Source organism: Chryseobacterium sp. HMWF035 (assembly GCF_003094695.1).
GTDB lineage: Bacteria > Bacteroidota > Bacteroidia > Flavobacteriales > Weeksellaceae > Chryseobacterium > Chryseobacterium gambrini.
The window spans coordinates 118341-130988 of the sequence record NZ_QEHP01000139.1; the positions used below are offsets into that span (position 1 = coordinate 118341).

Annotated in this window: 14 protein-coding genes; 4 read left to right on the forward strand and 10 right to left on the reverse strand. The window is 34.5% G+C overall.

Going from position 1 to position 12648, the window contains the following annotated elements; all coding sequences use genetic code 11:
- The 4 genes from DD829_RS21550 to greA all read right to left on the reverse strand — a co-directional run bounded on the left by DD829_RS21550 (position 1) and on the right by greA (position 4284).
- Positions 1–2028 (reverse strand): T9SS type A sorting domain-containing protein, encoded by a 2028-nt coding sequence (locus DD829_RS21550; RefSeq protein WP_108409783.1) that lies wholly within the window; start codon positions 2026–2028, stop codon positions 1–3.
- Positions 2029–2105: 77 nt separating this feature from the next.
- Positions 2106–3293: an ATP-dependent Clp protease ATP-binding subunit ClpX gene (gene clpX, locus DD829_RS21555; protein WP_076395211.1), complete on the reverse strand. Its 1188-nt coding sequence runs from the start codon at positions 3291–3293 to the stop codon at positions 2106–2108.
- 76 nt (positions 3294–3369) lie between these two features.
- Positions 3370–3759, reverse strand: coding sequence for an HIT family protein (locus DD829_RS21560; protein WP_108409784.1), 390 nt, complete (start codon positions 3757–3759; stop codon positions 3370–3372).
- A 54-nt stretch (positions 3760–3813) separates the two neighbouring features.
- Complete coding sequence (gene greA, locus DD829_RS21565; protein WP_076395207.1) at positions 3814–4284, reverse strand: transcription elongation factor GreA; 471 nt, start codon at positions 4282–4284, stop codon at positions 3814–3816.
- Between the two features lie 109 nt (positions 4285–4393).
- Here greA and DD829_RS21570 point away from each other — a divergent pair, with 109 nt between their 5' ends.
- Positions 4394–4846 (forward strand): hypothetical protein, encoded by a 453-nt coding sequence (locus tag DD829_RS21570; protein WP_076395205.1) that lies wholly within the window; start codon positions 4394–4396, stop codon positions 4844–4846.
- A 36-nt stretch (positions 4847–4882) separates the two neighbouring features.
- Here DD829_RS21570 and DD829_RS21575 read toward each other — a convergent pair whose 3' ends face one another.
- From DD829_RS21575 to DD829_RS21585, 3 genes are all read right to left on the reverse strand, one after another.
- Positions 4883–5506, reverse strand: a complete 624-nt coding sequence (locus tag DD829_RS21575) for a hypothetical protein (protein WP_116548134.1) — start codon at positions 5504–5506, stop codon at positions 4883–4885.
- Between the two features lie 201 nt (positions 5507–5707).
- A complete protein-coding gene (locus DD829_RS21580; protein WP_116548135.1) occupies positions 5708–6421 on the reverse strand; it encodes a hypothetical protein in 714 nt (237 codons plus the stop codon).
- Between the two features lie 2 nt (positions 6422–6423).
- On the reverse strand, positions 6424–8208 hold the full coding sequence (locus DD829_RS21585; protein WP_108410161.1) for a hypothetical protein: 1785 nt from the start codon (positions 8206–8208) through the stop codon (positions 6424–6426).
- 161 nt (positions 8209–8369) lie between these two features.
- On the opposite strand from DD829_RS21585, the gene DD829_RS21590 reads away from it, so the two are divergent.
- The 3 genes from DD829_RS21590 to DD829_RS21600 are packed head-to-tail and all read left to right on the forward strand — an operon-like array spanning position 8370 to position 9913.
- On the forward strand, positions 8370–8741 hold the full coding sequence (locus DD829_RS21590) for a helix-turn-helix domain-containing protein (protein ID WP_108410162.1): 372 nt from the start codon (positions 8370–8372) through the stop codon (positions 8739–8741).
- A gap of 9 nt (positions 8742–8750) precedes the next feature.
- Entirely contained in the window at positions 8751–9200 is a 450-nt protein-coding gene (gene dtd, locus DD829_RS21595; RefSeq protein WP_108410163.1) for a D-aminoacyl-tRNA deacylase, read from the forward strand.
- 29 nt (positions 9201–9229) lie between these two features.
- Positions 9230–9913, forward strand: coding sequence for an FKBP-type peptidyl-prolyl cis-trans isomerase (locus DD829_RS21600; RefSeq protein ID WP_108410164.1), 684 nt, complete (start codon positions 9230–9232; stop codon positions 9911–9913).
- Positions 9914–9992: 79 nt separating this feature from the next.
- Here the strand turns inward: DD829_RS21600 and DD829_RS21605 are convergent, their stop codons facing one another.
- The 3 genes from DD829_RS21605 to DD829_RS21615 form a co-directional block, all read right to left on the reverse strand.
- A complete protein-coding gene (locus DD829_RS21605) occupies positions 9993–10505 on the reverse strand; it encodes a hypothetical protein (protein WP_076395272.1) in 513 nt (170 codons plus the stop codon).
- Positions 10506–10557: 52 nt separating this feature from the next.
- The gene (locus DD829_RS21610; RefSeq protein WP_108410165.1) at positions 10558–11097 is read right to left on the reverse strand and encodes a hypothetical protein; all 540 of its coding nucleotides are present in this window, start codon (positions 11095–11097) and stop codon (positions 10558–10560) included.
- A 169-nt stretch (positions 11098–11266) separates the two neighbouring features.
- Positions 11267–12643, reverse strand: a complete 1377-nt coding sequence (locus DD829_RS21615; RefSeq protein WP_108410166.1) for a DUF4153 domain-containing protein — start codon at positions 12641–12643, stop codon at positions 11267–11269.
- Between the last annotated feature and the right edge of the window lie 5 nt (positions 12644–12648).

Consider the following 12648-nt stretch of genomic DNA (forward strand, 5'->3'; position numbering starts at 1 on the left):
TTATTTTAAGATTTTCGTGTTAACAATATCTCCTTTGTCTGAAACAACTTTTACTACGTAAGAATTCTTGATATTTTTATCTAATTCAATTACGAAGTCTCTAGAAGTCTCAACAGCTTTTTTAGAGATTACTAATTTACCACTCATATCATAAACTTCGATGTCTGCTTTTTTCCAATTAGGATCAAATCTAACGATATAGTTATCAATTGCAGGGTTGTAAACAACCAATGTTCTTGATGGAGATTTGGTATCATTTGTTGCTAATACTACACCAGCCGGCTCTCCATAATATAGATCTGCTTCAGTAGTAATAGCCGAAGTAGTTCCACCCTGAACAGCTTGTTGTAAATTACCGTTAGCAGCCTTATAATAGAATCCGATTCCTGAAGATAACTGATGTACTCCGTTATTTACCAATTCACCGTTTTCTTTAACTTCAAATTTATATGACTTAACTACATTGGTATTATAATTAACCAGTTTAATGTTCTTACCTAAGAAATTAACTTCGTTAGCTTCATTAATATACAACCAATAGTTAAGATTATTGTTATCATACCCACCATTCGGAGCTTCTTCAAAAGTACCGATAACATCTCCTCCTGTAGCAGAAGCCTGAACTGTTGTTGCAGATGATGTCTGGTGTCCTGTTGTAAAATTAGGATTTACCACGTAATATGTTCTTCCAACTTCATTACCATTAGCATCCAGAGCAATTACACCAAGTTGTTTTACAGTATTGGTAGTTCCTTTTTGTCCGAAGGTTGTATTCGCAGAAGATTTAGCAGCATTTACATTGTAGTCTACATTTGCAGCTCTAACAGTGCTGTTAAATCTTCTTAGGGTAGAGAAATTCAATGTCTGTGCTGTATTATCTCTAAGCTTTAATACAAAAGTCTGCATCGGCTTTATGATAAGTCCTGTATCTCCTACAGGTACTCCTAATGTAGTATACGTCTGAACCTGAGCTCCGGTAGTATAGGTTCCCCCTCCTCCATTGCTTCCTCCTGCGTAACTAACTACTGTACCGGTAGTATATTTTACTCCCCATATATTAGATACAGCGTTTCCGTCTGTAACGCCGCCACTTTCAACATATCCTATTCTGGATAAATCAAGGTTGGTGAAGTATGGATTACCAAACTGATAAATATTTTTACCGAAATTTCCTACGAATTTTCCAGTAGTATTAGAGAACTGATCCTGAAGATAAGTTGCATATTGCTCACCATAAGTATTGTATCCAAGCCCATTTGGTCCAAAAGAAACATTACCTGCATTCTGCAGACTCACTGCTGTAAGATCTTCAGAACGTACAGGAGCTCCGTTTAAGGTATAAACAGTACCTGTAGGGGTAGGTGCAATAGTTGGTAAAGTTGATGGTGGAGTACTTAAATCAAGATTGTTTGATCTTGATCCTAACATATAATATGCCGGGGAATTAGGAGTTGTGTTGGCAAGATTTGTAACATGATCAGAAACCGCACTTGCGTTATTCCATGATAAAATCAAATCATTGTTAACAAATCCCGGATTGTTAAGGGTTCTTGTAGTCCCGAAAGTCTTGTTCAACTCTGTTGATAAAGTACTGTACGCTTTTCCGGCAAAAGGCAATGCCATTTGTTGGAAATAGTTTCCATTACCATTCTTAGCGGTTCTGTATTCCTTACTTACCACACCGGTAAGATTGCCTGCAGAAATACCATTAATATAAAGCTGACCGTAAGTGGAAGAATCATAACTTCCCGGTGTATTAAGTCTTAAGACGATGTTTCCACCATCTGTTTTGTTGGCACCACCGGTGGTAATTGTTTTGAAAGCATCTGTCGAGGTGGCATCTACCATAACGTTCCCATGAACGTCTACGATACCAGCTCCTCTGGTCTGGATTCCTCCTCCACTATATACCAAAGTACCTTCACTCACATACGTAGTAGCAGCGTCATCTACGTGTACTAGAACATTCTGCGCCTGAACAGAATAAGTAGCTGCCAATAAACCAATAGCAAATAAACTTTTTCTCATTGTATATAAATATTTGTGTGTTAATACAATATCTCAAATGCAAAGTTATGTTTTTTTTACTAAAAAACAAAAATATTTTATTTATTAACAAAAATATTATCCTCAGTTAATACTATTTCCTGTTGTTCACCTATGGAGAACATATAATCCTCAAGCACCTTTTCGGTGGTTCCTCTCAAGCCTCTTGCACCTAATCCTTTTTCAATAGTTTCTTCTACAATTTTTTCAATAGCCCCGTCTGTAAATTTCAGATCGGCTCCATCCATTTTAAAAAGTTCGATAAACTGATTGACAATTGAATTTTTAGGCTCCTTCATAATTCTTACCATTGTTTCTTTCGTAAGCTTATCAAGATAAGTAATGATCGGGAATCTTCCCAAAAGTTCAGGAATAAGACCGAAAGAACGAAGATCGATTGCATTAATATTGGTTAATATGTATTCGTCTTCATCCGTTTTGTTAATTTTTTCCGAACTGAAACCAATTGCCTGCTTATTCATTCTTCTTTCAATGATTTCTTTGATCCCGTCGAAAGCTCCTCCTGCAATGAACAGAATATTTTGTGTATTCACCTGAATATATTTCTGATCCGGATGCTTTCTTCCTCCCTGTGGCGGAACATTTACAATACTGCCTTCCAAAAGTTTCAGTAATCCCTGCTGAACTCCTTCTCCGGAAACGTCTCTTGTGATACTCGGATTATCTGATTTTCTGGCGATTTTATCAATTTCATCAATAAAAACGATTCCTTTTTCCGCTTTTTCCACATCATAATCGGCAACCATTAAAAGTCTTGAAAGAATACTTTCCACATCTTCACCTACATAACCAGCTTCCGTTAAAATCGTAGCATCCACGATACAGAAAGGAACATTCAGTTCTCTGGCAATGGTTTTTGCCAGCAACGTTTTCCCTGTTCCTGTTTCACCGATCATGATGATGTTTGACTTTTCAAGCTCTACCTCTCTGTTTTCGTCCTGAGCGTGAAGTAATCTCTTGTAGTGATTGTACACAGCAATCGACAATTGTTTTTTTGCCTGATCCTGCCCGATGACATACTGATCGAGAAATTCTTTAATCTCTTTCGGTTTCTTAAGTTCGTTTATATTTTCTGCCGGAGCATAACCTGATTTTGAACTGCTGTCTTTCACGATTGCATGAGCCTGCTCGATACAATTTTCGCAAATAAAGCCGTTTTGACCCGAAATCAGCATCTGCACTTCATTTCTCTTTCTTCCGCAGAAAGAACATTGGTTTGAATTCATTTTTTATACGTAATATATAATAAGGTATAGAGTAAAGAAACTCGTAAAAATCTGCTTTACGAGTTTCTGTTATTTTTTAAGAATTAATAATAGAGTTCTGAATCTCAGTGTATTCTTCACCCGTAAGTTTTAAACGCTCATTTTTAAAATTCATTTCTTCCACGGTATTTAACGGGATGAGATGAATATGTGCATGAGGAACTTCTAATCCTACAACCGCCACACCAACTCTTACACACGGAATTGCTTTTTTAATTTTTTTGGCAACTTCCTGAGAAAAACCCCAAAGATTTTTATATTCTTCGCTGTCCAGATCAAAAATTAAATCAACTTCTTTTTTGGGAACAACCAACGTGTGTCCTTTTACTAAAGGCATTGCATCTAGAAATGCAATAAAGTTTTCATCTTCGGCAATTTTATATGAGGGGATCTCGCCATTGATGATTTTTGTGAATATTGTGCTCATTTTTACTTAAAAATGTTTTTGATTAGAAATTAAACTTCAGTTCTTTTTCTTTCATTACAGGGTAATGTCCAATACTTCAAAAGACAGTTTGTTTCCGTTTGGTAAAGTAATATCTGCCGTTTCTCCTACCGCTTTTCCAAGCAGTCCTTTTGCAATCGGTGTGTTTACTGAGATCTTTCCGGATTTCAGGTCGCTCTCGTTATCCGGAACCAATGTAAACACCTGCTCCTGATTGGTTGCATTATTTTTAAGTCTTACTGTGGTAAGAATTGAAACTTTTGAAGTATCGAGCTGACTTTCGTCTATGATTTTTGAAGTGGAGATCACATCTTTCAGCTTAGAAATCCTCATTTCAAGCATTCCCTGAGCTTCTTTTGCCGCATCATATTCTGCATTTTCCGACAAATCTCCTTTGTCTCTTGCTTCTGCGATCTGCTGAGTAATTTTTGGTCTCTCTACAGTTTCCAACTGTTCCAGCTCAGCTTTCATTTTCTCTAATCCCTCCTTTGTAACATAGCTTGCCATAATTTTCAAAATTTAGTTTTAGTATAAAAAAATAATCCGACATTTGCCGGACAATGTTTTCGTGTAATAATCGTTTAATTTTTACAAATATATAAAAATTTAAATTGAAATGAAAAAAACTTTTTCAATATTATCTATCATCACATTATTGATTTTCAGTAATTTATCTATACATTCCTGCGGAAGCCGTGAAGACACCGTAAGTTGCTTTCCAAACAACCCGATCAACGTTACGCTAAATCTGAACCTCCCTGCTTACTATGCACTGAATCAGGTTGGTGGCTGGGTTTACATCAACGAACAGCAATCCGGAACGAAGGGACTAATTGTGGTAAGAGCATCGGACAATTCTTTTAAAGCCTACGACAGAAACGCCCCTCACATCTGCCCCGACAACAATACCACTCTGGAAGTTCAGGACAACATCAGAATTGTCTGCCCGAAAGACAATGCGCAATGGATTTTGTTAACCGGACAACCCACTGCTGTAGCCAATGTACAGCCGAAAACGTATCTTTACAATTATGATCCTTCAGGGAAAATTTTAAATATTTATTATTAGAAATAAAAACCGCAGAGATTTTCTGCGGTTTTCTTTTTATAAATTTATAATTTTCAGATTTATTTTTTCTACTTTATCTATTTTATATTGTCTTAGAAAACCATTTTTATAATCAACAATATAATTTTCAATCACATAATTATAATCTCCATTTAGCTTTTCTTTCAACTTACTAATAATTTTTTGATGTATGTTGTTACTAAGATCTAAGAAATAAAACCGAATTAAATCTACATTTTCTGGTTTTAATATGAGAGTCAGCTCTAAGTTTGGTTTTTCACTTTTCTCATTTTCAAAACATTTTATGATATATTTATTTTCATCTAATTTTTCCACGATAATTTTATTGATTATTTTTTCATCTTTAGTAATATATGTTTCTGAATTTGTGAATTTGTACTTAATTTTATCTTGATTATAAAACCTAAAAAAGTGCATATCACAGATTTTTTCTTTATAATCATGCAGAACCCCATTCTTATTATTAAACATTTGCATATGATAAAAAGGATTTTGCGTATTCAGAACATAAGACATATTTGTCTCATTTTTTTTATTTTTTTCATTATAACTACTAAAGACAATTTTATAGTCAAATGAATATGTTTGGGCATTTATATAAGAGACACTAAATATTAACAGTAATAATATTTTTTTCATATTTAAATTTTAGTTTGTGGTTTTTTTTGTGTATTGGGATAGAATATTATTTCCATGTCTGCATTGCAGAATTCCAGTTTGCAGATTCGCTATTCCAATCATAATTTATATAATATATTTTAAAAAGCAGAAAATTTTTGCTTTTTTATAATTACTTAAACAGTAGAATTTATTAGTATTTATAAATGATTTCAATATAAATTACATATCATCCATATAATATTCGTATTCTACTTTCTCAAAAATAATGTTATTAGCATCAATTCTTTCACTTTCAATATAAATAGCATTATACTTTTTTGCCAGTTCTATCAACCCATCATAATTGAAATAAAGAGTACTTTTGGTAAATTCAGAAAGATCTGTATAATTATATTTATTTTTAATAATATCTAAATTCATAATAATTTTACCGTAAGTGTTTCTTGGAGTTTTATGAGGGAGTAAAATTATCTCTCTTCGCTTCTCAATAGTATCTTTTATATCAAGATATGTATTATAATCCTTCAAAAACTCATTATCTATATCTCTATGGATAAAAGTGATTCCTTGACGTATAGCATTACACCCTGATTTCTGAAATTTTTTATCACTAAAACAAATATTTTTCTGAATACCAATAGGAAAGGTATTCAACTGTTTCTTTGACATTAAGTCATAAAGAATCTTGTTATTCGGAATAATTTTTATTGCGGGTATTTTTTCTTTGTAAGAAATCAAACCACTTGGTGAGACTCTAAGAATTTCTTTTTCCTCCCTTACTTCTATTTGTAAGGGCGAAATTTTGTTAAAATATAATTCTTTTTCTTTCGCAAAATCTGTTAAAATAAATAGAGTATCTGATTTCTTTTCCTGTGCAAAACAAAAGTTAATGTTCAATAGGAAAATAATTATTATAAAGCTATACATTTTCATAATTAATTGCAGTTTTTATTGGCTGGATAATTATTATTAGTATTGGGTAAATGACCATTATCTATTATACTTACTATTTCATTATGAAATTGAGTCGGAGTTTTATTAGACCAACTTGCAAAATGGCTTGTTTGCCTAATTCCATCCATTTGTAGATTTAAAGCTACTTCATATTTCCAATTATTTCCATAATATGTCTGCATTGCAGAAGTCCAGCTTGCAGATTCGCTATTCCAATCATGATTGTTTTTCACATAGTTTGTCAGTTTTTGTATATAAGAGTTTATATCAAAAGTTGGAGTTTCAAAAATTTCGTGTTGCCACTGGTTTAAACTACTAGGCGAGTTTGTCATATATAAGCACAATAAATTCGCGAAATAATGATCTGGATTATTACTGAAAAAATCATTCTGATTACAAGCATTTTGTGCATTTCCTACTGAAATATGTGCTGTTCCGTCGTTATGCCATTCAATCATATTTAGTTGGGTTAAATCATTTAGCATAAATGCATGGGTTAATTCATGGGCTAAAATAGTCATTATTCTTATATTAGAACTTTGTAGCATATCAGTTCCTAAAACAATTTCATAAGATACTCCGCCATCATAACTTTTTGTTGAAGCATATGCTCCTGTTGCTGGCAGATTATGATCATATTTAAAAGTGAGTTTTGGAGCATTATTGCCATTAAACATACGCAACATTTTCTGAAACAGATTGTCTGATGTTGGAGTAATGGGAAGCGTAATTTTATCATCTGAAATATTGGTGTCACCCGTCATTTTTTGCAGGATACATTTTACACGCGCATCCATATCTGTGGTAATGTGTATATCATACATAAACCAATTCTGAAACTGCTCCCAAGTCGTTGTAGGATTTTGCATAAGAAAATTAATTCCAAAATACATAAAATTAGCAGTATCCACATTTTGGTTCGCCAAAAAATATGCTCTTAAATTGTCTGCTTCCATTAAATGATTTTGCAGATAAGAAAACTGCTGTGTATTTAAGCTCTGCATACCGATCTGTGTAAGCATGTAATTAATAGCACTCGATGCGGGAAGACTATAAGCAGGATTGCTTCCTGCACCTCCATCCGGTCCATAGCTTCCTCCATTTCCTATTTCATTATAAAATTCATCCTGAAAACAACTGTTAATAATTTGTGTATCGTAATAAGCAGCATTAATTGTTCCTGCATAAGCACAGGGTTTTCCCGGAAAATGCAAACCTTCTATACAGGAGACTGGTGTAGTAATTACTGTATAACAGCCAATTGCTGTCTTATCAGCATTCTTAGCGGCTGTTTTTGCAATCCCGTTCTCGAAAGAAAGACTGGATATAAGTTCTCCGTTGTAAGACTTATAATGTACCGTACCAGAGAAGGTTGTAAGATCCAGATAAGGAATTGGCGTATTGGAAATATACTGTGCGATAAAGAATGATTCCTTTTCTCCTATAGTATAAACGAGTATCTCATAAACCGTATCATCTTTTTTAGTAAAAGTACTGTAAGATGTTTTGTTACCTTTCTTTACAACATCTACCGGCTGGTTATCAAAAAGCAATGCAGCGTAAGAATTGGATTTTGAAAAGTAATTGGACGAGTTTATTTTCGTTTCTAGAAAATTTTTAAAAGCAGGAACGTCCTTCATGAGGTAAACCTTCGCTTTTTCTTTTTGAGTTTCAGAAGAAAAACTGTCGGATGAGGTATCTTCTGTGCGGCAGCTAATCATAAATAAGACCAATGCCATAAGCATCAGGAAATAAGATTTTTTCATTTTGTGTTGAATTAAAAATTTGATACTTCAAATATATATTTTATTCCGATACCTTACTGTTCTATTTTCGGGAATCTATTCTCTTTTTTCGGGAGGAATAAATTTTATGAATTAGAAAGATAGTTTTTGTTACTTTTGTTATAATATTATATTAGATCACAATGAACATTCAGATAGGAAGCAAAATAAGAAGATTGAGAGAAACTAAAGGCTTTTCTCAGGAAGAAATGGCTGAAAGGCTGCAAATTTCCCGTTCAGCATACAGCCGTATAGAAACTGGTGAAACAAACTCCTGGGTTAATCATATTGAGAAGTTGTGCGAAAATTTAGATATTAAACCGGAAGATTTTTTTATTAATTCTGAGAACAACATAAATACAAATCAGGATAACGCTTCTGCGGTTCAGTCTAATCCACATCATGATACTCACATCACCATCAATCAATTATCTGAAAAAGTAATTGAAATGTATGAAGAACGCATCCGAGAGCTGAAAGAACAGGTAGAATTCTGGAAAACAAAGAACAGCTAAAAATTTGTAATGAAAGTTGTCATACAAAGAGTTTCAGAATCCAGCGTAAAAGTGGATGGGAAAATTGTCGGGGAAATCGGAAACGGACTAATGCTTCTGGTAGGAATTGATGAAAATGATGAAAAAAGCGATGCAGACTGGCTTGTACAGAAAATCTTAAACCTCAGGATTTTTGGGGATGAAGATGGCAAACTGAATCTTTCCGTTCAGGATATTCAGGGAGAGATATTATGCATCAGTCAGTTTACGTTGATTGCCGATTATAAAAAAGGAAACCGCCCTTCTTTTATTAAAGCAGCAAAGCCGGATAAAGCCATTCCTTTGTTTGATTATTTTAAAGAAGAAATTTCAAAATCAGGACTGAAAACCGAGAGCGGAATCTTCGGAGCAGACATGAAAGTTTCGTTAATTAATGACGGACCGGTAACAATTGTGATGGATTCCGTTACAAAAGCTTAAATTCGCAGAAAATATATTTACATTCAACAATGAAAAAAACGTTATTTACCTTAGTTCTTTTAACAGGAGTAAATCTTGCATTCGCTCAGAAATCTTATACAGACGAGCAGAAAGCTTCTTACTACATCGGTTTAGATATTGCTGAAAACATGAAGAAGCAGGGCTTTCCGGCAGATCCTGAATTACTGGCACAAGGTTTTAAAGATGCTTTCGGAGATAAGCCAAGTTTATTCCCGAAAGAAGAAATGGGAACTTTTTTACAGGGCTTTATGCAGAAGCAGAACGAAAAAAAACAGGCTGAAGCAAAAGTAAAAGCAGAGGAAAACAAAAAGAAAGGTGCTGAGTTTTTAGCTAAAAATAAACTAAACAAGAACATAAAAACCACAGCAAGCGGTTTACAATATGAAGTTCTTAAAGAAGGCGATGGTAAAGCAAAACCAACTGCTTCAAGTACTGCAAACGTAAAATACACCGGAAAATTAATGGACGGAACCGTTTTCGATTCTACGGATAAAAACGGAGGACAACCGATCGAATTAAATCTTTCAGGCGTTATCAAAGGTTGGACAGAAGGAATCCAACTGATGTCGAAGGGTGCAAAATACAGATTCTACATTCCGTCTGATCTTGCATACGGAGACAATGGAGCAGGTGGCGTAATTCCTCCGGGAGCCACTCTTATTTTTGATGTTGAACTGGTAGATTTTAAATAATCTTCCCTGTTAAAAAATAGCAAAAACGTCTTTCAGAAATCTGAAAGACGTTTTTTTTAAATAAACTTTTATAAAAAAACTAATTTGCAGGAACGCTGCTGAAATTTAGTGCGATTCTAAGGTTCATGTCAGAACTTGTCTGGTTCTTCAGTTCATAAACCGTTCTTACGGTAACCCCCGTACTTTTTACCACCTCATCCAAAAATCCTGAAGTTGCAAGATCAAGATTCAAACTTGAAGCATCTGTAGAAATATTGGACCTCGAAGCAACCAGTCTTTCGGCCGTTCCGCTGGATGAAATGTATACTTTTATGGATTTGAAAGCATTCAGGCTTCCTCCTGTAGGAGAAACAACAGAAACTTTTGCATCCGATATTCTTACGTCTTTAATTTTTGCATTGTTATTTCCTCCAAACCAAGTCTGAACGTTGGAAGCGGTAGAAGTAGAAGAAACTTCTTTATCTGCGGGAACTCCTGTGGAAACTAACACATTGGCTGTATAAGGAAATGTATTCTGAACCAACGACTGCACCGTTCCACAACTTACAAGAGCTACTGAAGCTACTGCCGCCGTCAAAAATATATTTTTCATAATGATAAATTTTAACATTGTCTTTGCAGAAACTGTACCAAAATGATGAAAATTATTCTATACTTACGGTAAAACTGCCTTTGGTATTTCCGGAAGCCATATTGCTTTTGCCGATCATAAGCCACACTTCTCCTTTACCTTTTACATCATATGTAATTTCTCTTCCGAAAGGTCCGTCATAATCTCCGTTGGGAAGTTTGATCTGGTTAAAGCGGATGTTGAAATCCTTTTCATTGGTCGAAATTTTTGCCTTTATTTTAGATTGATCGAAATTGATGATTTTAAGAATAAATTCCTGTCCGTCTTTTGTAAATTCTTCTCCTAAAGTTAACGGAAACTGTTCCGCATCTACCGTTCTGGTAATCTTTCCGTCCTTCACACTTCTCATGACTCCGGTTTTAAGAACTTCTTTGGTTTTCGGCGCGTTGTTGATCACAGAATCCTTCATTTTTACGGCTGCGGAATCCATTTTTGGAGCAGTATCAGATTGTTCGCTTACGATTACTGAATCATTTTTCTGAGTTTCTGCCGGAGCAGATTCTTTTTGACATGAAACAATAAGTAATGGGATGAGCAATAAGGATTTTTTCATAATAATAATTTTTAAGCACGATCTAAGCCGTCTTGATTTTTAAAGTTTATTCAGATGCCAAAATTGTTCCATTGATTATTTAAGATGTTTTTTTGATGACAATCTTTTCTGATTGACAATAAAAACCTCACAGGTTTTTGAAACCTGTGAGGTTTGAACAGCGATCAACTTATTTCAAATTCTGATAATACAGAACTTTAGAAAGAAATGTTTCATTTTGTTGGAATTTCACTCTTTCTAAATTTAAAATTTCGGATTTTAAAGCATTATCATGTTTCTCTTCCGCATATTTTAATAATTGTTTTTCGCTGAAATTAATTTGAGTTTTATGGTAGTTTAAAGCAAAATCTTTCCGCTTGCTATTTTCCGAAGTAATAATTCCGCCCCAATTGATGTAGCTGCAAACGAGGATTACTCCGTAAATATACCATGCCATGGTGTTGAAAAGGAAAGCATTTCTTTTTTGCTTCTGAATTTTAATAAAAGTGGTGAACAAACCAATTAAAGCCAATATCAAAAATGCATAAACACCCAGTCTTTTGTAGGTAAACCCATAATTGATGATGTATTCTGAGTTTTTCACCATGGCAGAAATAACGAGAACAGCATTCAGACAAATCCAGACTTTGGCTAACATTTTCATTAGTACGGCTTTCGGATCAAAATTGAAATTCGATTTAAAGTAAAACATGATCACCAGAATCGACATGATGATCGACAGAATGACTGCATTAACCCTTTCATGCGTTTCTTCGGAGAGTTTTACAGGACTTTTTACTGACTCGTAAAACTGTTCATAGTTGTAGGTGATGATGAAAAAGACGAGCAGAATATTCAGCGCAAATAAAGAAATTACGCCGCTCATTCTTTCTGCATCCAGATCAAGAAATGAATAGGTGGCTTTCTGAATTTTATCTTTCTCCCCGAAATGATCATCAAGCAATCGGTTGCTTTTGTAAATAAACCGTTCAACGGCGAAATTCCAGTAATTGAATGCGATAAAAAAGCCTAAAAAGATCATTGCCAACAATTGCCAGAAATTGACATCAAGCTCCACATTGGTGAATAAATTGGCAAAATGATCGCTTCCTGCAGAATAAATTCCGAAGAAAACGGAGATCAGAATTAAAGGAATTATGACAAAAGCCAGTGTTTTCTGCCACAAACCGGAAACGTTTCTTTTGGGAAGCCATGCATCGAAATTCAGGATTCTGAAAAACTCTGTAAAGCAGTTCGTCACAAAAACCGGAACCAACAAAAGGATTTTCATCCTGCGGTTTCGGGATCTGTATCCTAACAATAACAGTGAACTGACAACCGCCAGAAAGGACGGAAAATCTCCGTACCACGCAAACGCAGCACTCGAAATAATGCTCGTTGCAAAGAGAAAAATAAACGTTTTGGTTCGGTTTCTTTCAGGTGTTCTGAAGAAAGTAAGCACGGCATAAATAATTCCGATAATTCCGAGATTGAGACCTACATTCTGATCATAAAATACAATGACAAAAAGCAGGGTCGTAAGAAATATATAGTGATGTGTTTTCATAGGTT